This window comes from Bacillus sp. SD127 (assembly GCF_058566445.1).
This window is the reverse complement of record NZ_CP191226.1, coordinates 3,058,873-3,085,820: the sequence shown is the minus strand read 5'-3', so window position 1 is coordinate 3,085,820 and position 26,948 is coordinate 3,058,873. Positions and strand designations below refer to the sequence as shown.

Here is a 26,948-nt window from a genome sequence, read left to right as displayed (position 1 = left end):
ACATGGTATAATGGCCATAAAAAACAGCAGGGAGAGCGCCATGAAAAAGAAATTGCTTGCATTCGCGCTGTGCACCGGTGCGTATGCGGCCCTGTTTGCGTACTCTGTTCACTCAGAGCAAAAAAGCGGCTCCAGCGAGATGACCGATGTCAGCCGCTTGATGCCGGTGAAAATTAAGCAGACGGTGAAAGGGCAGGAAGAAAATAACCTCATTGACACAGTCAAAGAGGCCAATCGAAAAAACATAAAAATCTCAATAGCCGGAACCCAGCATTCGATGGGCGGCCATACATATTACGAGGACGGCATCGTTCTCGACATGACAGGCTACAACAATATCCTCGCTTTCGATAAAGAGAAAAAAACCATCAGGGTCCAAAGCGGGGCGACGTGGAATGACATACAGAAATACGTAAATCCATACGGGCTTGCGGTAAAAGTCATGCAGTCACAAAATATTTTTACAATCGGAGGATCTCTCAGCGCCAATGCCCACGGGCGTGATATCCGCTATGGATCGCTGATTGATACAGTCAAATCATTCCGTCTTTTAAAAGCCGACGGCACAATTGTCACTGTCACTCCAAAAGATGACTTATTTTCAGCAGTCATCGGCGGGTACGGTCTTTTTGGCGTGATTCTCGATGCTGAGCTTGAATTAACGGATGACGAGCTGTACGTCATGCAGACGGAAAAAATGAACTACAGTACATACGCTGACTATTTTACAAAGCATGTCAAAGGCAATCCCGGTGTCCGTATGCACCTCGCTCGCATCTCAACAGCAGAAAAAGGATTTCTGAAAGACATGTATGTCACAAATTACGTATTATCAGACGAGCAGGATCAGCTGACATCTTACAGCGATCTCAAAGAGGATGAGCATACACAGGTGACGAAATTCGCGCTCGGCCTGTCAAGAAGGTACGGGTGGGGCAGAAACTGGCTGTGGAATACCCAGCAATCCTATTTTCTAAGCCAAAATGGAACAAAGATCTCACGCAATAACGTCATGCGGTCAGAATCAAAATTTCTCGAATACGAAAATAATGAAAATACAGACGTGCTGCAGGAATACTTTGTGCCGGTGAAGGAGTACGCTTCCTATATTGATGACCTGAGACAAACGCTGTCACACGAAGACCTGAATCTGCTTAATATCACGATCCGGTATGTGCAAAAAAACGAAAAAGCCGACCTGTCTTATGCGAAGGATGATATGTTTTCGCTCGTGCTTTTAATCAACGAGGGCTTTTCAAAAGAAGACCAGGCTGACGCTGCCAGGATCATCAGGCGCATGACAGACGTTGCGCTCAAACACGGAGGAAGCTATTATCTGCCGTATATGACATATCAGACAAAAGCGCAAATGAGACAGGCGTATCCGAAAAGCGAAGCGTTTTTTCAGAAAAAAAAGACGTATGATCCGGATGAGCGGTTTATGAATTACTTTTATCAGAGGTATAAATAATGGGGAAAAACAAATTAAAATGGCTGACACTTTCACAAAGTAGCGTGTTTTTCGCAAGCAGTTTAATCTTTCCGTTTTATATTCTGTTTGTGAAGAATATCGGCTCAAGCTACACGCAGTTCGGGTTTTCCTACGGATTATTCGGACTGAGCGGAGCGCTCATTTACCCGCTCCTCGGCCGGCTTTCTGAAAGGATCGACAGCCGCTATTATCTGCTTGCGAACTCATGGGGCATGGCGGTTCTGCTTTTGTATGTCCCGCATGTTAACAGCGTTCTTCAAGTGTACATCGTGCAAGTGCTGTTAGGTCTCTTTGGGGCGATGCAAAAACACGGAGAAAAAGTATTAATCGCCGACTTTACAGACACCGGGGAACGCGGAAAAAAGATTGGGAATTATCATTTTTGGACCGCTGTTTTTTCAGCGGCTGCCATTATGCTCGGCGGTTTTCTCGCCGACTTTTTTACGGTGCAAATGATTTTTTATACAAGCTCTATTCTATATTTTCTGAGCGGATTGATGATGATGAAAACAGGCTGACACGGTCAGCCTGTTTTTTTATACAGCTGCAAATGGCGCCGTACCAACAACTTGAAGCGATATCTGCCTGCTTTTTAAGAGCCGGTTTTTTTATTGAACAGAAAATTTATAAATGAATAAAAATATTAAATATACGATTGAATTAATTTTTATTCATGTTATAATGTTAAATAATTTCACAAAGACCAAGAAGGTGAATTCGTTTTGAAAATAGGAATTGTAGGCGCTACGGGTTATGGAGGCGCCGAACTTGTCAGGATTCTTACACATCATCCTCATACAGAAGAATGTATACTTTATTCATCCAGCGGGGAAGGAAATGTCTATAGTAATGCTTACCCTCATCTTACCGGCTTGGCTGAGCAGAGGCTGAAGCCCATTGATATGAATACAATCAAACAGGAAATCGATGTCATGTTTCTTGCTGCGCCCCCGGGAGTATCAAGTGAACTGACTCCGCAGCTTGCAGAGGCGGGAATTTCGGTTATTGATCTGTCAGGTGATCTGAGGATCCAAGAGCCTGCTGTATATGAAAAGTGGTATAAACGGACAGCGGCACCAAAAGAAACAATTCAAGAGGCAGTTTACGGTCTTTCGGAGCTGAATCAAAGGAACATTCAGCAGGCGAAGCTCATCGCCAATCCGGGGTGTTTCCCGACGGCTGTACTGCTAGGCCTCGCGCCTCTGGCTCAAAAAAAGCTGCTTGATGAATCGTTCGTTATCGTTGATGCGAAAACAGGTGTTTCCGGTGCGGGGAGGAAAGCATCCATGGGAACCCATTTTTCTGAGCTTAACGACAATTTTAAAATTTATAAAGTAAATGAACATCAGCACACCCCTGAGATTGAACAGACTTTAAAAGAATGGCAGCCAGAGTTGAAGGCTATTACATTTTCTGCTCACTTGGTTCCGATGACAAGGGGAATCATGGCGACAATGTATACGCAATTAACATCTGACCTATCTGCAGAAGATCTGCACGATTTATATTCGGAATTTTACCAAGATTCATATTTTGTGAGAGTGAGGCCAAAGGGTCATTACCCGCAAACGAAGGAAGTGTTCGGCAGCAATTTCTGCGATGTATCCGTTACCCTCGACGAAAGAACGAACAGGGTCACGATCGTATCGGTAATTGATAATCTGATGAAGGGTGCCGCTGGGCAGGCAGTACAAAATTTCAATATCATGAATGGCTGGAACGAAGAGACAGGTCTTACCATGACACCAATTTATCCATAGAACAGGAGAGAATCGAACCATGATTCAGTTGAGTGAAGATCAAATAGTGAAAGTAAAAGGCGATGTATCCTCGCCAAAAGGATTTCAGGCAAAGGGCGTGCATTGCGGGCTGCGCTACTCGAAAAAAGACCTTGGCGTCATCATCAGCGAGACACCGGCAGTGAGCGCGGCAGTTTATACGCAAAGCCACTTTCAGGCGGCTCCGATTAAAGTCACACAGGACAGCTTAAAGCATGGATCAGCTCTGAAAGCAGTCATTGTCAACAGCGCCATTGCCAATGCTTGTACAGGGGAACAGGGCTTAGAGGATGCATACAAAATGCGGGAGAGCCTCGCTTTACAGCTGGGCATTGAGCCGGAGCTTGTCGCCGTTTCTTCAACTGGTGTCATCGGCGAACATTTAAATATGGAAAACATTCAGGCCGGCATCGAGCTTTTGAAAGAAACGCCTGCGGGATCTGGAGATTTCGAGGAAGCGATTTTAACGACAGATACCGTCATCAAGCAAACGTGCTATGAACTGACAATCGGCGGTCAAAAAGTCACCATCGGCGGAGCGGCTAAAGGCTCCGGAATGATTCACCCAAACATGGCAACGATGCTGGGGTTTGTGACAACAGACGCGGCAATCGAAGAAAAAACGCTGCAAAAAGCGCTCCGCGACATCACTGACGTCTCTTTTAATCAAATTACAGTTGACGGAGAAACCTCCACCAATGACATGGTATTGGTCATGGCAAATGGCTGCGCGGAAAATGAGTGCCTTACGGAAGATCATAAAGACTGGCCGCTCTTTAAAAAAGCGCTTCTTATGGCTTGCGAAGATTTGGCTAAGGAGATTGCCAGAGACGGAGAAGGCGCGACAAAACTAATCGAAGCCCAAGTAAAAGGGGCGAAAAACAATCTTGATGCAAACGTAATTGCCAAGAAAATTGTCGGGTCGAACCTCGTAAAAACCGCTGTATACGGAACAGACGCGAACTGGGGGCGCATTATCGGGGCTATCGGGCACAGCGCGGCTCAGGTGAAGGCTGAAGAAGTAGAGGTTTATCTCGGGGGCCAATGCCTGTTTAAAAACAACGAGCCTCAGCCATTCTCTGAATCTCTCGCGAAAGAATATCTTGAAGGAGATGAGATAGCCATTGTCATCAATATGCATGAAGGAGACGGGAACGGAAGAGCATGGGGCTGTGATCTGACCTATGATTATATCAAAATTAATGCGAGCTATCGCACGTAATAAAGGGGAGCACAATGAAGAAAACAATCGTTTTTAAATGCGGGGGAAGTGTCATCCGTGAGCTGTCGGAAGAATTTTTTCAAAACCTGAAAGAATTGATGGAGTCAGGATGGAAATTGGCAATCGTGCACGGCGGCGGACCGGAAATCACACATATGCTGAAACGGTTAAACATCAAAACAGAATTTGCAGGCGGACAGCGGAAAACAACCAAACCGGTATTGGAAGTCGCTGAAATGGTACTGTCCGGCTCAGTGAATAAATTTTTCGTTGCCGAGCTTGCAAAACACGGGCTCCGGGCTGCGGGAGTGTCCGGCAAGGATGGAGGCCTTCTCGAAGCAGACTATCTTGATCCGGACACATACGGGGAAGTCGGAGAAATTAAAAAAGTTAATGCCTCTATGGTAAACGCGCTGATGGATGAAGGCATCATTCCGGTAATTGCGCCCCTGTCTTTGACGAGCGATTACAAAACACTGAATGTCAATGCTGATCTTGCAGCTTCGGCAGTCGCCGGGGCGCTGAAAGCCGATAAGCTGATGTTCGTCACAGACGTGGAAGGAATTATGAAGGAAAAACAGCGTCTCGACATCCTGACCCCTGAGGAAATTCAGACTCTCATTAAACAGGAAGTGATCACAGGCGGGATGATACCAAAGGTCAATTCAGCCTTGTCAGCATTATCGGATCAGGTATCAGAAGTGATGATCGTAAATGGAAAAGGATCGTTTTTCTCAGATCAAACATTTCAAGGAACAAAAATCGTCAAAGCAAAGGAGGCTGTTTCATGAGCAGCTTGTTTCAAACCTACGGACGGTGGAACATTGAGATAAAGAAAGCGAAGGGAACTTACGTTGAGGATCAAAACGGCAAAACATACCTCGATTTCATTCAAGGGATTGCGGTTTCCAACCTAGGTCACTGCCATGAAGCGGTCACAGAAGCGGTCAAAAAACAGCTCGACAGCGTATGGCACGTATCCAATCTGTTTGAAAACAGTCTTCAGGAGCAAGCGGCACAGCAGTTAGCAGCAAACAGTGCCGGAGATCTCGTTTTTTTCTGCAACAGCGGAGCGGAAGCGAATGAAGGCGCGATTAAGCTGGCGCGAAAAGCAACTGGAAAAACGAAAATCATCACATTTCTTCAATCATTCCACGGCCGCACCTATGCAGGGATGGCAGCTACCGGACAGGATAAAATCAAAACAGGCTTCGGTCCGATGCTGGAAGGCTTTCACTACCTCCCGTACAATGATCCTGGCGCTTTTGATGCTCTTGGGGAGGAAGACGGCATAGCCGCGGTAATGCTTGAGACCGTACAGGGAGAAGGCGGAGTCAATCCGGCCAGTGCAGAATTTTTTACAGCCGTACAGTCGTTTTGCAAGGAAAAGCAGGCGCTTCTGATCGTAGATGAAATTCAGACCGGCATTGGACGGACGGGAAAGGGCTTCGCATACGAACACTTCGGCCTCTCACCTGATATCATCACGGCTGCAAAAGGATTGGGGAACGGCTTTCCAGTCGGTGCGGTAATCGGAAAGAAAGAGCTGGGAGCAGCGTTTACTCCTGGGTCTCACGGAACGACTTTCGGAGGGAATATGCTGGCGATGGCCGCCGTCAATGCAACATTGCAGGTTGTATTCCAGCCTGACTTTCTGAAAGAGGCTGCTGATAAGGGTGCGTTTTTGAAAGAACAGCTGGAGGCTGAACTGAAGAGTCCTTTTGTGAAGCAAATCCGCGGCAAAGGATTAATGCTTGGAATTGAGTGTGATGGGCCGGTTGCAGACATCATTGCTGAATTGCAGACATTAGGCTTGCTCGTACTGCCGGCCGGACCGAACGTGATTCGTCTGCTGCCGCCGCTCACCGTGACAAAGGATGAAATAACAGAAGCCGTCAGCAAGCTGAAACAAGCGATTGCTCAGCATTCCGCTGTCAATCTGTAATTTTTTTCGATGTAAAAGCATAAAAATTCATTTTTATAATTAATTATTCATCAAGAGGTGGGCTTTTAGATGGAAGGTTATTTAGTATTAGAAGATGGAACAGTGTTCAGCGGAGAACTGGACGGACATGAAAACTGCACGGGCGAAGCTGTGTTTTTCACAGGAATGACGGGTTATCAGGAAGTGCTGACAGACCCGTCATACAAAGGACAGATTATCGTATTTACGTACCCGCTGATCGGCAACTACGGTATTAATGAAAACGACTTTGAAAGCAAAAAACCGCAAGTGAAAGCAGCGGTTGTTTACGAGGCGTGCGATCATTTTTCTCATCATGAAGCGGTATACAGTCTTAAGGAATATCTGAAAAAATGGAACATCCCGCTCTTGTCCCATGTCGATACGAGGGCTGTCGTCAAAAAAATCCGCGCGAACGGAACGATGGGGGCGTCTGTCACTGCCTCTAAAGAAGCGGCTGAGATTGCCCTGCAGCCTGAGAACGTCGCAGAACAGGCGACCGCACAGGACATCAGCACAATCGGTGAAGGAAATAAACATATTGCTCTCATTGACTTTGGCTATAAAAAATCAATTGCATCATCCCTCGTGGAACGAGGCTGCAAGGTCACTGTTATACCGTATCAGCAAATGGAATCGGTTTACGGCATAAAGCCCGACGGTGTCGTGTTATCCAACGGACCCGGAGATCCGAAAGCCATTACACCGTATATGGAACAAATCAAAAACATTGTCAGCCGCTTTCCGACACTCGGCATATGTCTCGGCCACCAGCTGATTGCACTCGCTTTCGGCGGAAATACGTTTAAGCTGCCGTTCGGACACAGGGGCGCAAATCATCCGGTCATCGATCGTGAAACGAAGCGGGTTTTCATGACCAGCCAAAATCACAGCTATGTGGTCGATGAAAAAACTATTAATCAAGAAGAGCTGACGATCAGATTCCATCATGTCAATGACACATCAGTTGAAGGACTTTCCCATAAAAAACTGCCCGTCATGAGTGTGCAATTCCACCCGGAAGCCCATCCCGGACCGGCGGAAAGCGAATGGATTTTTGATGATTATTTAAAGAATGTGATACCAGCAAGGAGAGAAATCGCCCATGCCTAAAGACACCAGTATTTCAAGCATATTAGTAATCGGCTCAGGCCCGATCATCATCGGCCAGGCGGCAGAATTTGATTATTCAGGCACTCAAGGTTGCATCGCGCTCAAGGAAGAAGGCTATCGGGTTATTCTCGTCAACAACAACCCGGCAACAATTATGACCGATGAAGCTTTCGCGGATGACATTTATTTTGAACCGCTGACAGCAGAAAGCCTGACAGACATTATTAAGAAAGAAAAGCCCGACGGACTTCTGGCCAATTTAGGCGGGCAGACTGCACTGAATCTTGCGGTTGAACTTGAAGAAGCGGGTATTTTAAAGGCGCACGGCGTCAAACTTCTTGGTACATCCGTTGATACAATACAAAAAGGAGAGGACCGGGAAAAATTTCGTTCTTTAATGAACGAGCTGAATCAGCCAGTTCCAGAAAGCGAAATTGTCGATAACGAAACAGATGCCCTTCGTTTTGCGGAATCCATCGGCTTTCCTGTCATTATCCGGCCTGCTTACACGTTAGGCGGAAAAGGCGGGGGGATCGCGCCCACGAAAGAAGCATTTGCCGCCATGATCAAGCAAGCGCTCCTGGCTAGCCCGATCAATCAATGCCTGGTAGAAAAGAGCATTGCCGGCTTTAAAGAAATTGAATATGAAGTGATGCGCGACAGCAACAACACATGCATTACCGTCTGTAATATGGAAAACATCGATCCGGTCGGTGTGCATACAGGCGATTCGATCGTAGTGGCGCCTTCACAAACATTAACTGATGAAGACTATCAAATGCTCCGGACGGCAAGTCTGACGATCATTTCGGCACTTGATGTCGTAGGCGGCTGCAACATTCAGTTTGCGCTTGATCCGTTCAGCAAGCAATACTACGTCATTGAAGTGAATCCGCGTGTGAGCCGTTCATCTGCTCTCGCGTCAAAAGCAACAGGTTATCCCATTGCGAAAATGGCTGCGAAATTGGCGGTCGGATACACGCTTGACGAATTAAAAAACCCGCTTACAGGCTCCACTTATGCGAGCTTCGAACCGGCATTGGACTATGTCATCGTCAAGTTTCCGCGCTGGCCGTTTGATAAATTCAAAAACGCGGACCGCAAGCTCGGCACAAAAATGAAAGCCACCGGAGAAGTGATGGCGATTGAACGTAATGTAGAAGCGGCGCTCCAAAAGGCGGCAGCCTCCCTTGAGCTGAAAAACGTCGGCACGCATCTGCCGGAGCTCGGCGGCTTATCAATTGAAGCGCTCTGGGAGCTGGCAATCACACCTGACGATCGAAGATTTTTCGTTGTGATGGAGCTGTTAAGCCGAAGCATATCAATAGAAGAAATCCATGCAAAAACAAAAATCGACCCGTTTTTCCTTCACACCTTTAACAATATCATCAAGCTGGAAAATCAGATCATGGAAGCGGGGAGCGACCTTTCTTTTGATTTATTGAAAAAGGCAAAGGAAAAAGGGTTTTCAGACGCAACGATTGCCTCGCTTATCGGCAAGACAGAGGCAGAGGTGCGCGCTCTTCGCAAAGAGAAGGGGATTACGCCTTCCTTCAAAATTGTTGATACTTGCGCAGCTGAGTTTGATGCGAAAACCAACTATTTTTACTCCACGTATTTCGGAGAAACCGATGGAGACATCAGCCGCAAAGAGAAAAAGCGCGCGCTGATTATCGGCTCAGGACCGATTCGCATCGGGCAGGGCGTTGAATTCGATTACAGTGCTGTTCATGGGGTGTTAACGCTGCAAAAGCTTGGATTCGAAACGATTATGATTAATAACAACCCGGAAACCGTGAGCACAGATTATGAAATTGCGGACCGCCTGTATTTTGAACCGCTGACAACGGAGCACATATTAAACGTGGCGGAGCAGGAAAACATTGACTTTGCGATCGTGCAGTTCGGCGGCCAAACCGCGATCAATGCTGCTGAAGCGCTCGAAAAAGCCGGAATCACGCTTCTCGGCACATCGTTTGAAACGCTTGACGTGTTAGAGGATCGCGATCAATTTTATCAGCTTCTTGATGAACTCGGATTGCAGCACGCTAAAGGAGAAATTGCCTATACAAAAGAAGAGGCTGCAGAGAAAGCAAACGGCATCGGCTATCCTGTATTAATCCGTCCTTCTTATGTCATTGGCGGAATGGGCATGATCATCGTTGAATCGGAAGCTGCGCTTTCTCAGCTGCTGGACGGAGAAGACAGCATGCCGTACCCGATTTTGATTGATCAGTACGTGTCAGGAAAAGAAGTCGAAATTGATCTGATTTCCGATGGCGAAGAAGTCTTTATCCCGACATATACCGAACATATTGAGCGGGCGGGCGTCCACTCAGGAGACAGCTTCGCCATTCTCCCGGGGCCTTCTGTCACAAACAAGCTGCAGCAGGGAATAAAAGATGCTGCTCAAAAAATTGCCCAAAAGCTTTCGTTTAAAGGCATTATGAACATCCAATTTGTGATCGACAACGAAACCATTCTCGTCCTTGAAGTGAACCCGAGAGCGAGCCGTACAGTTCCGGTCGTCAGCAAAGTCATGGGCGTCCCGATGATTCCGCTCGCCACAAGGCTGCTGGCGGGGGCATCTCTAAAAGATGTAAACCCGGCAGTTCAAAATCACCACGGCGTTGCTGTAAAGTTCCCGGTCTTTTCCTCACATGCGATTCAAGATGTAGATGTCAAGCTTGGACCGGAGATGAAATCGACAGGAGAAGGCATGTGTGTTGCATACGACGCCGACAGCGCCTTGAAAAAAATCTACACGCGTGTTTGGAATCAAAAAGGAAGCATTTATTTGCAAAACGGACCGGAAGATTTGAAGACATTAGCGGAAAACGCCGGCTTTACGGTTCATGAAGGCACATTCGCCTCATGGATGGAACAGGATGAAAAAGCGCTCCATATCCATTTGAATGGCTCTGAAGAAGCACGCAAAGAGCGTTTGGAAGCCATGACACACGGCATTACCGTCTTTACTGAAGAGGAAACCGTACGGGCGTTTTTGCAAAGCGGATCAGGCAGTCCGCACCCTGTTTCCCTCAGAGATCTTTATAAAAAGGAAGTGGCATCATGCACACAGTGAATATAGGAGAAATGCAAACCAATCTATTCGGAAAAGACCTATTAACGCTAAAAGATCTCAGTGAACAGGATATCAGCGCGTTGCTTGCTGAAGCCAGTGAACTGAAACAAAACAAGATTCAGCCTATTTTTCAAGGCAAAACCCTTGCGATGATTTTTGAAAAATCATCCACACGGACACGTGTTTCATTTGAGGCCGGCATGGCGCAGCTTGGCGGAAATGCCCTCTTTTTAAGCCAGAAAGATCTGCAGCTGGGCCGCGGTGAAACTGTGGCTGACACGGCAAAAGTGCTCTCGGGCTATGTAGATGCAATCATGATCCGGACCTTCGAGCATGAAAAGGTGGAGGAGCTTGCTGAACACGCTGATATTCCGGTCATCAACGGGCTTACTGATAAATATCATCCTTGCCAGGCGCTGGCGGACCTATTGACGATCAAGGAAATCAAAGGCGATCTCAAAGGTGTGAAAGTCGCATATATCGGTGACGGAAATAATGTGGCGCACTCCCTGATGATCGGCTGCGCAAAAATGGGCTGTGATATCTCGATTGCTTCGCCTAAGGGATACGAAGTGTTAGACGAAGCGGCGGAAGCAGCCAAAGCATTTGCCCTTCAATCCGGTGCTTCCATTACACTTACAGCTGATCCGATTGAAGCCGTAAAAAATGCGGACGTCATTTATTCAGATGTATTCACAAGCATGGGACAGGAAGCGGAAGAACAAGAGCGTCTCGCAGTCTTCGCGCCTTACCAGGTGAATGCATCGCTTGTCAGCCATGCTAAACCTGACTATACATTTTTGCACTGTCTTCCTGCACACCGTGAAGAAGAAGTGACGGCAGAGATTATTGACGGTCCGAATTCCGCTGTATTCCAGCAGGCCGAAAACCGTCTCCATGTGCAAAAAGCGCTGTTAAAGGCGATCCTTTACAAAGGGGAATAACCGAAAAAACTGCTGAGCCGGTCTCAGCAGTTTTTTTATGGAAACATATTCACACCCGCTTAGGCGCATACTACACGAAAAAGGAAAAGGAGGAAAAACAGTGGGACAGCAGCATCAATTCCGGCCCGGGCAGAAAGCGCCCAACAACGGCATCTACGTAGAAATCGGCGAGACGGGGAGTATGGTCAAAAACCCGCAAAAGGTCCATCTGTCAGCAGGAGATATGTTTCCTGAAACATCTAATCACAACCGCTTGTGGACGTATAAAAGAAAACCGTGATCACGAAAAAACCCAAAACAATACATGTTTTGGGTTTTTGGCTTATTAATGCTGGCTGGCATTGTTGTTCATAGGCATGATTGCTGCTAGCGCCATGATCAGCACATATAAAACGACAGCAATTACGGATGATGTTGTGAAGTTATACGCTACACTGTTCATGCTGGCAATCAAATAGCATGCCATATGCGATAAAAGGAACGTCCAAATAAAAGCAATAATAAATCGCACGTTTCCACCTCGTCCTTCTCATTCTATTCTAGAAGTTATCATACCATACATAAAGCCAAGGGGGAATCTAATTTTAGAAGAAAGTGAGGTGACAAAAGAGTCTGATTCGTCACATTTTTAATGGTAAAATATAAAAAATAAATATCGTCAATTGGTATAATAGCCAAAAGATAGAAAGGCTAGGACTTTACCTTATTCGTTTCTTTTCTTTTTACATAAGATAGCGTGAGATGAAGTGTGAAAGGAGGCGGGCAAGCGATGGGAATAACGGAAAGGTATTTTCAATTGGGAACGGAGCATAACGTGATTCATCTGCCCTATCGTCCGAACGGCTTTGGCATCTTTGTCCTCGGGGACAGAACCCACTTTGTCGGTAATGATTCAAGTTTTTGGCTTCAGCATTATGGCAGAAATCAGCTTTTAAATATGCTGAGGGACGAAGGCTATACCATTTTTAACAGCAATCTGTTCGGAAGGCACTGGGGCGCGGGAAAAGCGGTCACCTATGCCAAACAGCTGATACATTTCGTGTTGAAGCAGGAAATACTCAATCCGAAGATTCATATTTTAGCAGAAGGGATGGGCGCTCTCGTGGCCGATGAACTGCTTCGTTTTTCCCCGGATCATATCCGATCAGCCGCGATGTTGAATCCTTGTCTCGATCTTCAGGCACATTATGAATCAGAAAAAGAAAATAAATTTTTCTATAAACAATTTTTGAAAGAGGTATCGGAAAGCTACGAAATCTCCGAAAAAGAAGCGGCTTCACTCCGTTATAAAACAATCGAAAGCTATCCGAGCAGCGTACCGGTTCATATATGGCAGCGGATGACCGGAGCACCGTATCCGTACAGCCTGCATGCGGAAGTATTTAAGGAAAAGCAGCAGCAAAACCAAGGCTGTCCGGTTGACATAACGTTTCATTTATTTGAGCACCCGAGCAGGATCTATGCATCAATCTGCAAATTCTTTCACAGGCATGAAAAAGAGTTATAAAGAATACAATAAAAATAGCCTTCTCTTTTGCGGAGGCTGTTTTGCTTTGGATAAATGAAAAACCGGAAGGGCGGCAGATGAAATGGAATCAACGCTGATTGTAGGGGCGGATGAATTTTTCGGCCTTTCTTTATGCGAGCGAATGATGGATGAAGGCATATACGTCGATGTCGTTTTGGCTGAAACAGATGATGAAAACAGACAAATGTACTTAGAAGAAAGACTCATGTGGCTTGGAAGAAACGAGCACTTTCGGCAGCTTGAGCACATTGAGGATCAAAAGTATGATACAATTTGTATCCAATATGGCAGCGGCTTTTTGCCTTTGGACCAATATAAATCCGCATATGTATTGGTATACGAACAAGACCGAAAAGAGTGGGAGAAACGTGAAAAGACAGGTTCAGAAAAAGCGGTGATCCTTCCTAAAATGTATGGGCCGTGGAAAGAAGAACAGGAGGAAGAGGGCTTTTATACAGAAGATGTAGCTGACGAGCTGTTGAGATTCCTGCTTGAGCCCGGCCGTGATACCGGCAAAGATTGCATTTTTGATTTGCAAGTCACGAAAAAAACTTCAAAAGATGAAGCGAAAACAAAAATTCTCGAGTGGAAAAGACAATTTTCATCAATTTTCGACAAATATTAAGAAAAACCTTCCATGTTTCGAGTTTTCTAGATACAATAAACGTATCATTTTAATACATGTGATAGCTTGTCAAAAGGAGTTGAACATGACTTGATCACAAGGCTTGTCATGATCTTTTCTGTCCTCCTTTTATTAAGCGGATGTGGACAAACTCCGTTTAAAGGAAAAATTGAGAAGGTCGGCATGCTCTTTCCTGATACGATTAATGACCTCGTATGGGGCACAAAAGGGTATAAAGGATTACTGAATATACAATCTAAATACAATGTGGACGTCTACTATAAAGAAGGCGTAAAAACAGATGAAGATATTATAAATGCGATTGAAGATTTTCATAAGCGCGGCGTCAATCTCCTCTTTGGCCATGGAAGTGAGTATGAAGAAGTATTTAACTTGGTCAGTGAAGACTATCCGGATATGCAGTTTGTGATTTCAAATGCAAAAGCAAAAGCGGACAATGTCACAAGCGTTCATCTCAGCGGGGAAGCAATCGGCTTTTTCGGCGGAATGACCGCTGCCCATATGTCAAAAACCAATCAGGTCGGCGTCATCGCTTCTTTTTCATGGCAGCCAGAAGTGGACGGCTTTATAAAAGGGGCTAAGTATGAAAATCCTAATATAGAAGTGAATACAAAATATACGGATCACTGGGATGATGATTCGACTGCGGTGAACCTTTATCAAAAAATGAAGAACGAAGGCGCGGATGTTGTGTATCCTGCCGGAGACGGGTATAATGTTCCTGTCATTCAGCAAATCAAAAAAGACGGCCTATATGCGATCGGCTATGTCACAGATCAATCCGATCTTGGCGAAAACACCGTGTTAACCAGCACGGTGCAAAATGTGGACAAGGCCTATGAAATTATAGCTGAGCAATTCGACAAAGGGACTTTAAAAGGCGGCGATCACTATTACGATCTGAAAAGCCGAGTTGTCGAAATGGGAACCTTCAGTCCGCTTGTGGACAAAGCCTTTCAGAAAAAAATCGCCAAACTGGTCAAAATATATAACAAAACAGGTGAACTGCCAAAAAACGAGTAACGGGGTGACTTTACATGCAGCACGAAAAATCACTTGAGTTTCTGCAAATAGCAATGAAATATCTGCCTGAAGCGAAAGAGCAGCTTGAAAAATCAGGAATAGAGCTGTCGATGGAGGCCATTCAGCCGTTTATGAATTTATTTACAACGGTAATGGCGGAAGCCTATGAGCTGGGTAAATCCGACGCGAAATCTGAAACCGAATAAGAAGAAGCCACTTTCTCGAAAGTGGCTTTTCACATGATTTTCTTTTTAATAGCGGATACCATAGGCGCGAGTTCCTTCAGAGCGGGCTTGATTTGATCGAGAGAGTTCATAATCGAACCGATTTGGTTCATAATATACATGTAATCAATCGTCTCTTCTTCGTTTGTCGGGGAAACCTCCTCCTCCTGCACTTCTTCTTTTTCTGTTTTTTGTTTGGCGTTATCGCCGAACATCATTTTTGAAAACACATCCACCTGCATACGCCTCCTTTTCCATATACCATACTCTATGAGTAAGATGAACCGATAGTTTAGACGAATATATTGCCATGTGAAAAAAAATAAGATAGAATTAGTACCTGATACTAATAATTGATCATAACCTGATTGATCTTCTAAATTAACTATATAAAGGAGTCTTCCCTTATGAAAGCTGGAATACTTGGAGTTGGACGTTATATCCCTGAGAAGGTTTTAACAAATCATGATTTAGAAAAAATGGTTGAAACTTCTGACGAGTGGATTCGTACAAGAACAGGAATAGAAGAAAGAAGAATTGCCGCTGATGACGTATATTCATCACATATGGCTGTTGCAGCAGCGAAAAAAGCGCTGGAACAAGCTGAAGTGTCCGCTGAGGATCTCGATATGATTCTCGTTGCGACTGTCACACCTGATCAGTCATTTCCTACAGTTTCTTGTATGATTCAAGAACAGCTCGGCGCAAAGAAAGCATGTGCCATGGATATCAGCGCGGCTTGTGCAGGCTTTATGTACGGGGTTGTAACGGGTAAACAATTTATTGAATCCGGAACTTATAAGCATGTCCTTGTTGTCGGTGTAGAAAAGCTCTCAAGCATTACAGACTGGGAAGACCGCAACACAGCCGTTCTGTTTGGTGACGGAGCGGGCGCTGCGGTAGTCGGGCCAGTCAGTGATGACAGAGGAATTCTTTCATTTGAACTAGGAGCAGACGGCACAGGCGGTCAGCACTTGTATCTGAATGAAAAAGGACATACAATCATGAATGGACGTGAAGTTTTCAAATTTGCGGTCCGCCAAATGGGTGAATCATGCGTAAATGTCATTGAAAAAGCCGGACTCTCAAAAGAGGACGTCGACTTTTTGATTCCGCATCAGGCGAACATCCGCATCATGGAAGCTGCACGTGAGCGTTTAGAGCTTCCTGTCGAAAAGATGTCTAAAACTGTTCATAAATATGGAAACACTTCTGCCGCATCCATTCCTATTTCTCTAGTAGAAGAATTGGAAGCCGGTAAAATCAAAGATGGCGATGTGATCGTCATGGTAGGATTCGGCGGAGGATTAACTTGGGGCGCCATTGCAATCCGCTGGGGCCGATAAAAAAAGGTGAGGTGCACACAAGATGAGTAAAAAAAGAGTAGTTGTTACAGGACTCGGAGCATTGTCTCCGCTTGGCAACGACGTCGATACAAGTTGGAATAACGCAATCAACGGTGTGTCCGGGATCGGTCCGATCACTCGTGTTGATTCTGAAGAATATCCGGCTAAAGTAGCCGCTGAATTAAAAGACTTTAATGTTGAAGATTACATGGACAAAAAAGAAGCAAGAAAAATGGACCGTTTCACTCAATATGCGGTTGTTGCTGCGAAAATGGCAGTTGAAGACGCAGGTCTTGAAATTACTGATGAAATCGCGCCGAGAGTCGGTGTTTGGGTTGGTTCCGGAATCGGAGGGCTTGAAACGCTTGAGTCTCAGTTTGAAATCTTCTTAACAAAAGGCCCAAGACGGGTAAGCCCGTTTTTTGTGCCGATGATGATTCCTGATATGGCGACAGGCCAAATTTCTATCGCTTTAGGAGCAAAGGGAGTTAACTCTTGTACGGTAACTGCATGTGCAACAGGAACAAACTCTATCGGTGACGCATTTAAAGTGATTCAGCGCGGCGATGCAGACGCTATGATCACAGGCGGAACAGAAGCGCCGCTGACTAGAATGTCATTCGCGGGCTTCAGTGCCAACAAAGCGCTTTCTACAAATCCGGATCCGAAAACTGCGAGCCGTCCGTTTGATAAAAACCGTGACGGATTCGTTATGGGTGAAGGTGCGGGTATTATCGTTCTTGAAGAACTTGAGCATGCACTTGCACGCGGCGCCAAAATTTACGGAGAAATCGTCGGTTACGGTTCGACGGGAGACGCTTATCATATCACAGCGCCTGCCCAAGACGGCGAAGGCGGAGCGAGAGCGATGCAAGAAGCCATTAAAGATGCGGGCATTGCGCCTGAAGAGATTGACTATATCAATGCTCATGGCACAAGCACATATTACAATGACAAATATGAAACAATGGCGATTAAGACAGTTTTTGGCGAGCATGCCTATAAACTTGCGGTAAGCTCTACAAAATCTATGACGGGCCACCTTCTAGGCGCGGCGGGCGGTATTGAAGCCATTTTCTCTATCCTTGCCATTAAAGAAGGCATGATCCCGCCAACAATCAATATTGAAACGCCTGACGAAGAATGCGATTTAGATTATGTGCCTGATGAAGCACGCAGACAGGATCTCAGCTATGTTCTCAGCAACTCACTGGGATTCGGCGGACATAATGCAACGCTAATCTTCAAAAAATATCAGTAATCATGACGCCAAACCGGCTGCCCTAAAAGGGTAGCCGGTTTTTTTCGTGCGCATAGGATAAAAAAGAGGAGGCGATAGCATGAGCGTGGAACAAACATACAAATGGTTTGAAAAAGCCGCTTCAATAGATGATCTGGCGCATTACATTGTCCCGTACTTTTCAAGAAGGAAGAAAGAAGACTGGAAAGGCATCTTGGGACATTTGCAGCATCACGGAATGTTTAAAAACATAACAGAGGGAATAAGCACGTCTTCCATTCTGAAAGAAAAAGGACTTTTCCGGCATATACAAAAAGAGGAGCAGTACCTCAAAAAGAAGTGGCAAGGACCTGACGTGCCAATCGTAGCACTGCCGGTTGATGAACGAAACAGAAGAATCCGTTTAGAATTCGGGTCAAAATCAGGGCTCGCCTTTCCAGATAAAATGTTTCTCTTTCTCTCGTCAGATATCGAATTGTCCTCGGTTTCAGCCCTTATGACACATGAATATCATCATGTTTGCCGGTTAGATCATATGACAAAAGAGGAAAAAGACGTCACATTACTTGATACAATCATCATGGAGGGGCTGGCAGAATATGCTGTTTATGAGAGGTTAGGCCAGAGTCAAACGGCTGAATGGACCACCTGGTATACCCCTCTGCAGCTTGAGGTGTTTTACGAAAAAAAGATTGCGCCCCATCTGAACATCAAACGGGGTCATCGATTGTTCGATCAGCTTTTATACGGCAAAGGATATCAGCCGAAAATGCTTGGATACGCAGTCGGATTCAATATTGTAAAAAAATATTTAACAGAGAACAGAGCCAGTACAGCAGATGGGCTGTCCATCTCTCCTGAAGCCTTTTTGAAAGCAACGCTTTAATAGAATAAAATAATGGAATTTCGTTAATAATATTACATTTATCCTAAAAAATTCTTGATTTTGCAAAATGATTGTAATAATATACAACTATAAAATTTTTCGATAATTCAATATTGTTTATTATTTCTGAATAGAGGGATTACTTTCTCTTGAAAACGTTTGACGACAAGAGGGGGAAGGGGAGCTAGCATGAGCACACTTTTAGAAGTGAATAATTTAAAGACTTATTTTTTCAGAAAAAAGGAGCCGATCCCTGCGGTGGACGGAGTCGATTTCTACATCAAAAAAGGCGAAACCGTCGCGCTTGTAGGCGAATCGGGCTCCGGCAAAAGTATTACTTCATTGTCTATTATGGGTCTCGTCCAGAGCTCAGGCGGAAAAATCATGGACGGTACGATTAAACTCGAAGACAAGGACCTCACCACATTCACTGAAAATGACTATTGTAAAATCCGCGGAAACGAAGTATCCATGATCTTTCAAGAACCAATGACCTCCCTTAATCCGGTGTTAACGATCGGAGAACAAATTACCGAAGTGCTGATTTACCATAAAAATATGAAGAAAAAAGAAGCGTATCAAAGAGCCGTCGAACTCTTGAAGATGGTTGGGTTTTCAAGAGCGGAGCAAATTATGAAGGAATACCCGCACCGTCTATCTGGCGGCATGAGACAGAGGGTGATGATTGCCATCGCGCTCAGCTGTAATCCAAAACTGCTTATTGCCGATGAACCGACAACGGCGTTAGACGTGACAATACAAGCCCAAGTGCTGGAGCTAATGAAAGATCTCTGCCAGAAGTTTGATACTTCAATTTTGCTGATTACACATGACTTAGGTGTCGTATCGGAAGCAGCCGACAGAGTCATTGTCATGTACTGCGGACAAGTCGTAGAAAATGCCTCAGTCGATGAGTTATTTTTAGAGCCCCTTCATCCTTATACAGAAGGACTGCTATTGTCTATTCCAGTCATAGATGGAGAGATTGATAAATTAACTGCGATTAAAGGCAGCGTGCCGACACCAGATAATCTGCCGCCGGGGTGCCGTTTTGCTCCAAGGTGCCCAAAAGCCATGGATAAATGCTGGACCCATCAGCCTTCGCTATTGACACACAAAAGCGGAAGGTCAGTGAGATGCTTTTTATATGAGGAAGAAGGTGCCGAACAATCATGACAGCAGCTAATCAGGAAACAATTTTAGAACTTCGGGACGTGAAAAAATATTTCCCGATCCGCTCAGGCTTTTTTCAAAGAAAAGTTGGTGATGTGAAAGCGGTGGACGGTGTTTCGTTTTCTTTAAAAAAAGGAGAAACACTCGGAATCGTTGGAGAGTCGGGCTGCGGAAAATCGACTGCCGGCCGAACGATGATCAGGCTGTACAAACCGACTGAAGGCCAGATTCTCTTTAAGGGACAGGATATTTCCAATCTGTCAGAGGAGAATTTACGAAAAAACGTCCGCAAAAATATTCAGATGGTCTTTCAAGATCCATTTGCTTCGCTGAATCCAAGAAAAACGCTGCGTTCTATTATTAAGGAGCCTTTTAACACACATCACATGTACACGATGCGAGAACGAAATGAGAAAGTCGAAGAGCTGCTTGCGAGAGTAGGCCTTCATCCGTCGTTTGCCTCACGTTATCCCCATGAATTTTCCGGCGGGCAGCGTCAGCGGATCGGCATTGCGAGAGCCCTCACGCTGAATCCGGAGCTTATCATTGCAGACGAACCGGTTTCTGCACTTGATGTATCGATTCAGGCCCAGGTCATCAACTTAATGGAAGAATTGCAGGAAGAATTTAATCTGACGTATCTATTTATCTCTCACGATTTAAGTGTCGTCCGCCATATCAGTGACAGGGTCGGAGTAATGTACCTCGGCAAAATGATGGAACTGACCGACAAGCATGAGTTATATGACAATCCGCTACATCCATACACCCAAGCCCTTTTATCATCTGTCCCGGTTACAAGAAAAAAAGGATCTGTCAAACGCGAACGCATCGTCCTGAAAGGAGAACTGCCCAGCCCGGCCAATCCGCCTAAAGGCTGTGTTTTCCATACGAGATGTCCTGTTGCAAAACCGATATGCAAGGAACAAATACCAGAATTCAAAGAAGCTGCTCCCAGCCATTTTGTGGCTTGTCACCTTTATAGCTAACTGTCGCCCGCACAGCTTTGAGAGGGGGTATGCATACTACATAAACAGCAGCTAAGAAGAACGAACATTTCAAGAGGGGGAATATCTAATGAAAAGACGTAAAACCGCACTGATGATGCTAAGTGTATTAATGGTGATGGCCATCTTTTTATCGGCCTGCTCGGGATCGAAGTCAAGCAGCAGCGAGAAAAAATCAACCGGCAAACCGCAGCAGGGCGGGGACTTGGTTGTTGGTTCAATCGGTGCCCCGACACTTTTCAACTCATTATATTCAACAGATGAATCGAGTACGGATATAGAACAAATGATTTACAGCTTTTTAACAAAAACAGATGAAAAATTAAATGTCAAAATGTCATTGGCTGAGAGTGTCAAAGAGCTGGATGGCGGTCTGAAATATGATGTAAAAATCAAAAAAGGCGTGAAGTTCCATGACGGAGAAGAACTTACTGCTGACGATGTAGTATTTACGTTTAACATCCCGCTGAACAAGGATTACAAAGGTGAGCGCGGATCTAACTTTGAAATGCTGAAATCAGTAGAGAAAAAGGGAGATTACGAGGTTTTATTTACCCTGAAATACAAAGACCCTAACTTCTATAACAATACATTAGACAGCTACGGCATTCTTCCGGAGCATATTTTAAAAGATGTACCGGTTGCGCAGCTTGAAGATAATGAATTTAACAGGAAAAATCCGATCGGCTCAGGGCCTTTCAAATTTAAAGAATGGAAAGATGGGCAATACGTCAAGCTCGTTGCCAATGATGACTACTATGACGGACGTCCGTATTTAGACAGTGTCACGTATAAAATCATTCCTGATGCCAATGCTGCGGTTGCCCAGCTTCAAGCGGGGGATATTGATTTCTTTAACGTTCCGTCAACTGATTATAAGACAGCTGAATCGTTTAATAATGTCAAGGTTGTAACAGACTTGGCGCTTAGCTACTCATATATCGGCTGGAATGAGAAAAACGAGCTCTTTAAAGACAAAAAAGTGCGCCAGGCGCTTACCACAGCGTTAGACCGTGAAACGATGGTGGAAACTGTATTGGATGGCGACGGAGAGGTCGCTTATATCCCGGAAAGTCCGGCTTCCTGGAACTATCCGAAAGGCGTAGAAGTGCCTAAATTTAAATACAATGTGAAGAAAGCGAAGAAGATGCTGAAAGAAGCCGGCTGGGAAGATACTGACGGTGACGGCATCTTAGATAAAGACGGCAAAAAATTCGAGTTTACGCTGAAAACGAACCAAGGAAATAAGGTGCGTGAAGATATTGCAGTTGTTGTTCAAGAGCAGCTGAAGAAAGTCGGTATTAAAGTAACGCCGCAAATCGTGGAATGGAGTGCGCTTGTTGAGCAAACCAGCGCCCCTAATTGGGACTATGACGCAATGGTATTAGGCTGGAGCCTGTCCACATTCCCGGATCATTACGATATTTTCCATTCAAGCCAGTCTGAAAAAGGCTTAAATAACATGTGGTATAAAAATCCAGAGGTCGATAAACTTCTGAAAGCTGCAAAATCGATCAGTGACCGTGAGCAATACTCTAAAGCGTATGAGAAGATTTACCAAAAGCTTGCTGAAGATCAGCCGTATACCTTCCTTTATTATCCAAACAACCATATGGCGATGCCAGCTAACTTAGAGGGGTATGTGTATCATCCAAAACGTGAACTATATCAGATTGAAAAATGGTGGCTTGCCCAATAATTTTCCCTTGAAGGGGAGGGAGCGAATTTCCTTCCCCTTCTATATTGAAAAAGAACCACAAAGGGGACAAGAATATGGTTACATATATCATTCGAAGAACATTAGCTTCGATTCCTATCTTATTAGGAATTACAATTTTGTCTTTTGTCATTATGAAAGCGGCTCCTGGAGATCCGATGACGCTTATGATGGACCCTACCATCAGCCAGGCAGACAGAGCGCAGTTTATTGAAAAATACGGCCTGAATGACCCGGAATACGTTCAATATTTAAAATGGCTCGGCAATATGGTTCAGGGGGATTTCGGGACGTCCATTATCAGAAAAGGAACGCCTGTTTCAGAGCTGATTATAGCAAGGCTACCTAACACACTCCTCCTTATGCTGGTGTCGACGATTTTGGCGCTGATCATTTCAATCCCATTTGGCGTGATTTCTGCAAAAAAACCTTATTCAAAACTGGATTATGGCATTACATTTACTTCATTTATCGGTTTAGCCATTCCGAACTTTTGGTTCGGTCTGATTTTAATTATGGTGTTTGCTGTGAACCTCGGCTGGTTCCCAACTGGGGGAGTCGCTACTCTTAATACAGATTTTAGCTTATTAGACCGGATTCATCATTTGTTATTACCCGCATTTGTGTTAGCTACGGCAGATATGGCTGGCTTAACGAGATATACAAGGTCAAACATGCTTGATGTGTTAAATCAAGACTATATCCGAACAGCCAGATCAAAAGGCTTTAAAGAAAATCGCGTGCTATTTAAGCATGGCTTGCGGAATGCGCTATTGCCTGTTATTACGATCTTCGGTTTAATGATTCCCTCATTTATCGGCGGAGCGGTTGTTGTAGAGCAGATTTTCACTTGGCCGGGGCTGGGGAAACTGTTTGTCGATTCGGCATTCCAGCGTGATTATCCGGTTATTATGGCAATGACCGTGATTTCGGCAGTGCTTGTCGTGATCGGAAACCTCATTGCAGACATCCTTTACGCGATTGTTGATCCGCGGATCGAATATTAAGAGGAGGGAAACAGAGATGTCAGAGCTGCAAACAACTCCCTCGCCGGAGATCAGACTAAAAGAAAACATTTCGAAAAAACCAGAGACGATGACCAAGATCTTCTGGGAGAAATTCTCGAAAAACAAGCTGGCCATTCTAGGTGCCGTCATTCTATTTATCATTATTATGTCGGCTGTTTTCGCTCCTTTGATTGCACCTTACCCCCAAGAGCAGCAAAGCCTGCTTGATAAGTATAAAGCGCCGGGCCTTGAACATTTGATGGGAACGGATAAATTCGGCCGCGATATTTTCAGCCGGATTTTGTATGGAGCGCGCGTCTCTTTATTGGTCGGTTTTGCTTCTGTAGTCGGTTCTATTTTAATCGGAACTGTATTAGGTGCGTTAGCAGGTTATTTCAGAGGAATTGTCGACGCTGTCATTATGCGTTTAGTCGACATTGTATTATCCATTCCGGATATTTTCTTGCTGATCACGCTGGTTACCATTTTTAAGCCTGGCGTGGACAAACTAATTTTAATTTTCTGTCTCACCGGCTGGACAACAACGGCACGATTGGTAAGAGGAGAGTTTCTATCGCTTCGTTCAAGGGAATACGTTCTGGCTGCTAAAACAATCGGAACGAAGACTCACAAAATTATCTTTTCACATATTCTCCCCAATGCATTAGGACCGATTATTGTGTCAGCAACATTAAAGGTAGGTTCAGTTATTCTCGCTGAGTCCGCGCTGAGCTACTTAGGCTTCGGAATTCAGCCGCCAATCGCAAGCTGGGGAAATATGCTTCAAGACGCACAAAATTTCACAGTGATGATTCAAGCATGGTGGTACCCATTATTTCCCGGGCTATTTATTTTAATTACCGTGCTGTGCTTCAACTTTGTCGGAGACGGTTTGCGGGATGCTCTTGATCCTAAAAATATTAAATAAAAATGAAAATCATGTTCGTTAGAAAATGTAACGAATTCCTAGAGTAAGCAGATTTCCTTTGTCAGAAAATATACGAGGAAGTCTGCTTTTTGTGTTTCTAACAGAAACCCAGTTATTCCAGATTTCCTCAATCTCTATGGAATAATTTCTCTGCACCTTGCCTATACTGTGGACAACAGTTTTTATAAAGTGAGGGGTTAGAGATGTTATTTCTTCATGATGTGTGGGTCAATTGGTTTGAAGGGGAAGAAAATGGCTACAATGTATGCCACTTTCATGAATGGCGCAAGGAAGATACGGTTGAGCTTTTGGATCAGGTGCCTCTCTTAAGGGTGCCGTCAGTATTGTTTCATTACATAGAAAACGATTTGTCAGAGCTTCCAAAAGATTTGCTTGAAGAGGTTCATCAAAAATCGTACATTCGCAAAAATCATGAACGCACAAAGCTGGAGTATTGTTTTGTTGTGACGGACGGAATCGGCATTTTGGCTGTTGATACAATCGGCTACACGATCCCTGTCAGAAAAAGCCGCCTTATTCCGCGCCAGGAGCAGCTCGTGTATGAAATGGTGAAAGATGTAGAGCCGGAAACGTATGAATTTGAGCCGAAGAAGCTGGAGTCTTCAAAAGAATATCATATCTTATCATTGGCACCAGAGCACGTCAGAGGATTAACGAGAAAAGAGCGGCAAATTAAGCAGCTTATGTTTATGGCGCTGGATCAATTAAAAGGGCTGAAAAACCGTGCGGAGATTGGTTACTGGTACACAGAGTGGAACCCGCATATGTATGAACAAATCAAACGGATGAGCTTTGAAGAGATTTGGGACATGCTGTATAACGAAACCATTGAAGGCTGGTCGGACAAGCATTTGGCTTTTTGCGAAAACCTGATCAAAGGACAGCCTTTTTTCGAGAAGCTTTGGGAAATAGAAAATGAATCAAAGGTAAATTAAAAAAAACCGCTCTTTGCAAATCGCAAGAGCGGTCTTTTTGTTATCGTCTTTTTCGGCCGAGACCCATGGCATTTTCCATTTTTTTGAGCATTTTGTTTGCTGTTCGGTTCGCCCGCTCAGCGCCTTCATCAAGAATCCGGTCTAATTCTTCGGACTCAATCAGTTCATGATAACGGTCTTGAATTGGCTTCAATGCACCGACTACCACTTCTGCCAAATCACCTTTGAACTCGCCATAGCCTTTTCCTTCGTATTTCGCTTCAAGTTCTTCAATCGTCGTATTGCCGAGAATTGAATAAATCGTAAGAAGGTTGGAAACGCCCGGTTTGTTTTCTTTATCAAATTTTACAATACCTTCAGAATCTGTCACAGCGCTTTTGATTTTCTTTTCAAGCTGCTTTGGTTCGTCCAGCAATGTAATAAAAGATTTCTGGTTCGGATCAGATTTACTCATTTTCTTCAGCGGGTCAGTCAGAGACATGATCCGGGCGCCTACTTTTGGAATCTTCACTTCCGGAATTGTAAAGATGTCGTTATATTTTTTGTTAAAGCGCTCTGCAAGGTTTCGTGTCAGCTCAAGATGCTGCTTTTGATCCTCGCCGACAGGCACAAGATCTGTTCCGTACAGCAGAATGTCAGCAGCCATCAGCGGCGGGTACGTTAACAGGCCCGAGACAACTGCTTCTTTGCCATTTGACTTGTCCTTAAATTGAGTCATTCGTTCAAGCTCGCCGATATAAGCGACGCACTGCATCATCCAACCGGCCTGTGCATGTGCGGGAACCTCTGATTGAATAAACAGTGTTGCCTTTTCAGGGTCGAGACCGACAGCTAGATAAAGCGCAGCCAGACTGCGGATGTTTTTTCTCAGCTGAAGCCGATCCTGAGGCACTGTGATCGCATGCTGGTCTACGATGCAAAAATAGCTGTTATAATCATGCTGCAGTTCGACAAACTGCTTCATTGCACCGATGTAGTTGCCGAGTGTAACGGAACCGCTTGGCTGGATGCCTGAAAAAATCGTCTGTTTCATTGGAAAATCAACCTCATTTCTTAGAACATAATAAAAAAGGCTCATTCTTCCCCTGTAAAAAAGGGACGAATGAACCGTGGTACCACCCTGATTATTCCATTAAAATGGAATCACTCTGACGTTTGTAACGGAGACTGCTCCGGCTGAGCCTACTTTTTGGTTCGGTCAGCTGCTCCAAAGTCCATTCCACATTGCCCGATATCTGCTCCCAGCACCGCAGACTCTCTTCAAACGGGTGAAATGTGTACTACTCTTTTTCATAGCAAGCTTTTCTTTTGATTGCTTCATTATAAATCAATTATAACCAATTGTCATCCTGAAAAAACGTTCTTTTTGCATGAAAATTGTAATGATATAAATAAAAGAACAGTTATAAATCGCCCAAATGATAACCGCTCTCAGCAGTTAAACAGCCAGATATTATATGTATAAAGCAATATGGATTGGAAACTTCTAAAATAGTTTTTAATCAATTTATGCTTTAAACGGCAGAAGGATATCGCGTTATTGGCAGAAAAACTAACGAAGTTTAAAAATTTTAAATTGATAAAATAATATTGCAATAAAGAATTTGTTTCATTATGATGAACTTGTTCACTCTATTGTTACAGCTTTTTTACAAAAATAATCAGAAAAG

General features: G+C 44.6%; 25 protein-coding genes, 1 pseudogene and 1 other annotated feature. Of the genes and pseudogenes, 23 read left to right on the top strand and 3 right to left on the bottom strand.

What is annotated here, in order from left to right:
- Window positions 1-40: 40 nt before the first annotated feature.
- From ACQVGS_RS16130 to ACQVGS_RS16085, 10 genes and pseudogenes are all read left to right on the top strand, one after another.
- On the top strand, window positions 41-1,471 hold the full coding sequence (locus ACQVGS_RS16130) for an FAD-binding oxidoreductase (protein WP_188323684.1): 1,431 nt from the start codon (window positions 41-43) through the stop codon (window positions 1,469-1,471).
- Window positions 1,472-1,515: 44 nt separating this feature from the next.
- Window positions 1,516-2,010, top strand: a complete 495-nt coding sequence (locus tag ACQVGS_RS16125; RefSeq protein ID WP_082687957.1) for an MFS transporter — start codon at window positions 1,516-1,518, stop codon at window positions 2,008-2,010.
- 204 nt (window positions 2,011-2,214) lie between these two features.
- On the top strand, window positions 2,215-3,252 hold the full coding sequence (argC, locus tag ACQVGS_RS16120) for an N-acetyl-gamma-glutamyl-phosphate reductase (RefSeq protein WP_106020554.1): 1,038 nt from the start codon (window positions 2,215-2,217) through the stop codon (window positions 3,250-3,252).
- A gap of 19 nt (window positions 3,253-3,271) precedes the next feature.
- Window positions 3,272-4,492, top strand: coding sequence for a bifunctional ornithine acetyltransferase/N-acetylglutamate synthase (argJ, locus tag ACQVGS_RS16115; RefSeq protein WP_400152488.1), 1,221 nt, complete (start codon window positions 3,272-3,274; stop codon window positions 4,490-4,492).
- A gap of 14 nt (window positions 4,493-4,506) precedes the next feature.
- Window positions 4,507-5,283 (top strand): acetylglutamate kinase, encoded by a 777-nt coding sequence (argB, locus tag ACQVGS_RS16110; RefSeq protein ID WP_044156412.1) that lies wholly within the window; start codon window positions 4,507-4,509, stop codon window positions 5,281-5,283.
- Window positions 5,280-6,437, top strand: coding sequence for an acetylornithine transaminase (gene argD / locus ACQVGS_RS16105; protein ID WP_400152486.1), 1,158 nt, complete (start codon window positions 5,280-5,282; stop codon window positions 6,435-6,437). The genes argB and argD overlap by 4 nt, the downstream gene beginning before the upstream one ends.
- A gap of 69 nt (window positions 6,438-6,506) precedes the next feature.
- Window positions 6,507-7,568, top strand: coding sequence for a carbamoyl phosphate synthase small subunit (locus ACQVGS_RS16100; protein ID WP_213418508.1), 1,062 nt, complete (start codon window positions 6,507-6,509; stop codon window positions 7,566-7,568).
- A complete protein-coding gene (carB, locus tag ACQVGS_RS16095) occupies window positions 7,561-10,653 on the top strand; it encodes a carbamoyl-phosphate synthase (glutamine-hydrolyzing) large subunit (protein WP_491830304.1) in 3,093 nt (1,030 codons plus the stop codon). Before ACQVGS_RS16100 ends, carB begins: the two co-directional genes overlap by 8 nt.
- A gap of 11 nt (window positions 10,654-10,664) precedes the next feature.
- A pseudogene (gene argF / locus ACQVGS_RS16090) lies at window positions 10,665-11,613 on the top strand (ornithine carbamoyltransferase).
- 84 nt (window positions 11,614-11,697) lie between these two features.
- Window positions 11,698-11,877 carry a YjzC family protein gene (locus tag ACQVGS_RS16085; RefSeq protein WP_003239319.1) on the top strand — a complete coding sequence of 60 codons (180 nt, stop codon included), beginning with the start codon at window positions 11,698-11,700 and terminating at the stop codon, window positions 11,875-11,877.
- A 45-nt stretch (window positions 11,878-11,922) separates the two neighbouring features.
- Here the strand turns inward: ACQVGS_RS16085 and ACQVGS_RS16080 are convergent, their stop codons facing one another.
- Complete coding sequence (locus ACQVGS_RS16080; protein WP_010333727.1) at window positions 11,923-12,108, bottom strand: YjzD family protein; 186 nt, start codon at window positions 12,106-12,108, stop codon at window positions 11,923-11,925.
- Between the two features lie 258 nt (window positions 12,109-12,366).
- Between ACQVGS_RS16080 and ACQVGS_RS16075 the strand changes: the two genes are divergently transcribed.
- The 4 genes from ACQVGS_RS16075 to comZ all read left to right on the top strand — a co-directional run bounded on the left by ACQVGS_RS16075 (window position 12,367) and on the right by comZ (window position 15,000).
- Window positions 12,367-13,104 carry a hypothetical protein gene (locus ACQVGS_RS16075; protein WP_095713629.1) on the top strand — a complete coding sequence of 246 codons (738 nt, stop codon included), beginning with the start codon at window positions 12,367-12,369 and terminating at the stop codon, window positions 13,102-13,104.
- Between the two features lie 82 nt (window positions 13,105-13,186).
- Window positions 13,187-13,750, top strand: a complete 564-nt coding sequence (locus tag ACQVGS_RS16070; RefSeq protein WP_487446107.1) for a hypothetical protein — start codon at window positions 13,187-13,189, stop codon at window positions 13,748-13,750.
- 90 nt (window positions 13,751-13,840) lie between these two features.
- Window positions 13,841-14,794, top strand: a complete 954-nt coding sequence (locus ACQVGS_RS16065) for a BMP family ABC transporter substrate-binding protein (protein WP_283912908.1) — start codon at window positions 13,841-13,843, stop codon at window positions 14,792-14,794.
- A 14-nt stretch (window positions 14,795-14,808) separates the two neighbouring features.
- Window positions 14,809-15,000 (top strand): ComG operon transcriptional repressor ComZ, encoded by a 192-nt coding sequence (gene comZ, locus ACQVGS_RS16060; RefSeq protein ID WP_003224559.1) that lies wholly within the window; start codon window positions 14,809-14,811, stop codon window positions 14,998-15,000.
- A 29-nt stretch (window positions 15,001-15,029) separates the two neighbouring features.
- Here comZ and yjzB read toward each other — a convergent pair whose 3' ends face one another.
- Window positions 15,030-15,260 (bottom strand): spore coat protein YjzB, encoded by a 231-nt coding sequence (yjzB, locus tag ACQVGS_RS16055; protein ID WP_081638273.1) that lies wholly within the window; start codon window positions 15,258-15,260, stop codon window positions 15,030-15,032.
- A 165-nt stretch (window positions 15,261-15,425) separates the two neighbouring features.
- Here yjzB and fabH point away from each other — a divergent pair, with 165 nt between their 5' ends.
- The 9 genes from fabH (at window position 15,426) to ACQVGS_RS16010 (ending at window position 25,278) form a co-directional block, all read left to right on the top strand.
- The gene (fabH, locus tag ACQVGS_RS16050) at window positions 15,426-16,364 is read left to right on the top strand and encodes a beta-ketoacyl-ACP synthase III (RefSeq protein WP_010333732.1); all 939 of its coding nucleotides are present in this window, start codon (window positions 15,426-15,428) and stop codon (window positions 16,362-16,364) included.
- Window positions 16,365-16,386: 22 nt separating this feature from the next.
- Entirely contained in the window at window positions 16,387-17,625 is a 1,239-nt protein-coding gene (gene fabF, locus ACQVGS_RS16045; RefSeq protein ID WP_024120905.1) for a beta-ketoacyl-ACP synthase II, read from the top strand.
- Window positions 17,626-17,704: 79 nt separating this feature from the next.
- Entirely contained in the window at window positions 17,705-18,490 is a 786-nt protein-coding gene (locus ACQVGS_RS16040) for a DUF2268 domain-containing putative Zn-dependent protease (protein ID WP_127695474.1), read from the top strand.
- Window positions 18,491-18,679: 189 nt separating this feature from the next.
- Window positions 18,680-19,666 carry an oligopeptide ABC transporter ATP-binding protein AppD gene (gene appD / locus ACQVGS_RS16035; RefSeq protein WP_127695472.1) on the top strand — a complete coding sequence of 329 codons (987 nt, stop codon included), beginning with the start codon at window positions 18,680-18,682 and terminating at the stop codon, window positions 19,664-19,666.
- The gene (appF, locus tag ACQVGS_RS16030; RefSeq protein WP_044156397.1) at window positions 19,663-20,652 is read left to right on the top strand and encodes an oligopeptide ABC transporter ATP-binding protein AppF; all 990 of its coding nucleotides are present in this window, start codon (window positions 19,663-19,665) and stop codon (window positions 20,650-20,652) included. The genes appD and appF overlap by 4 nt, the downstream gene beginning before the upstream one ends.
- Window positions 20,653-20,740: 88 nt before the next feature.
- On the top strand, window positions 20,741-22,369 hold the full coding sequence (locus tag ACQVGS_RS16025; RefSeq protein WP_101863854.1) for a peptide-binding protein: 1,629 nt from the start codon (window positions 20,741-20,743) through the stop codon (window positions 22,367-22,369).
- Between the two features lie 74 nt (window positions 22,370-22,443).
- Entirely contained in the window at window positions 22,444-23,394 is a 951-nt protein-coding gene (locus tag ACQVGS_RS16020; protein WP_010333738.1) for an ABC transporter permease, read from the top strand.
- A gap of 16 nt (window positions 23,395-23,410) precedes the next feature.
- A complete protein-coding gene (appC, locus tag ACQVGS_RS16015) occupies window positions 23,411-24,322 on the top strand; it encodes an oligopeptide ABC transporter permease AppC (protein ID WP_003224578.1) in 912 nt (303 codons plus the stop codon).
- Window positions 24,323-24,525: 203 nt separating this feature from the next.
- Window positions 24,526-25,278: a YjbA family protein gene (locus ACQVGS_RS16010; RefSeq protein ID WP_024120912.1), complete on the top strand. Its 753-nt coding sequence runs from the start codon at window positions 24,526-24,528 to the stop codon at window positions 25,276-25,278.
- A 40-nt stretch (window positions 25,279-25,318) separates the two neighbouring features.
- On the opposite strand, the gene trpS is transcribed toward ACQVGS_RS16010, so the two are convergent.
- Window positions 25,319-26,311 carry a tryptophan--tRNA ligase gene (gene trpS / locus ACQVGS_RS16005; RefSeq protein ID WP_010333741.1) on the bottom strand — a complete coding sequence of 331 codons (993 nt, stop codon included), beginning with the start codon at window positions 26,309-26,311 and terminating at the stop codon, window positions 25,319-25,321.
- Between the two features lie 58 nt (window positions 26,312-26,369).
- Window positions 26,370-26,581, bottom strand: a binding site (T-box leader).
- Window positions 26,582-26,948: the final 367 nt, after the last annotated feature.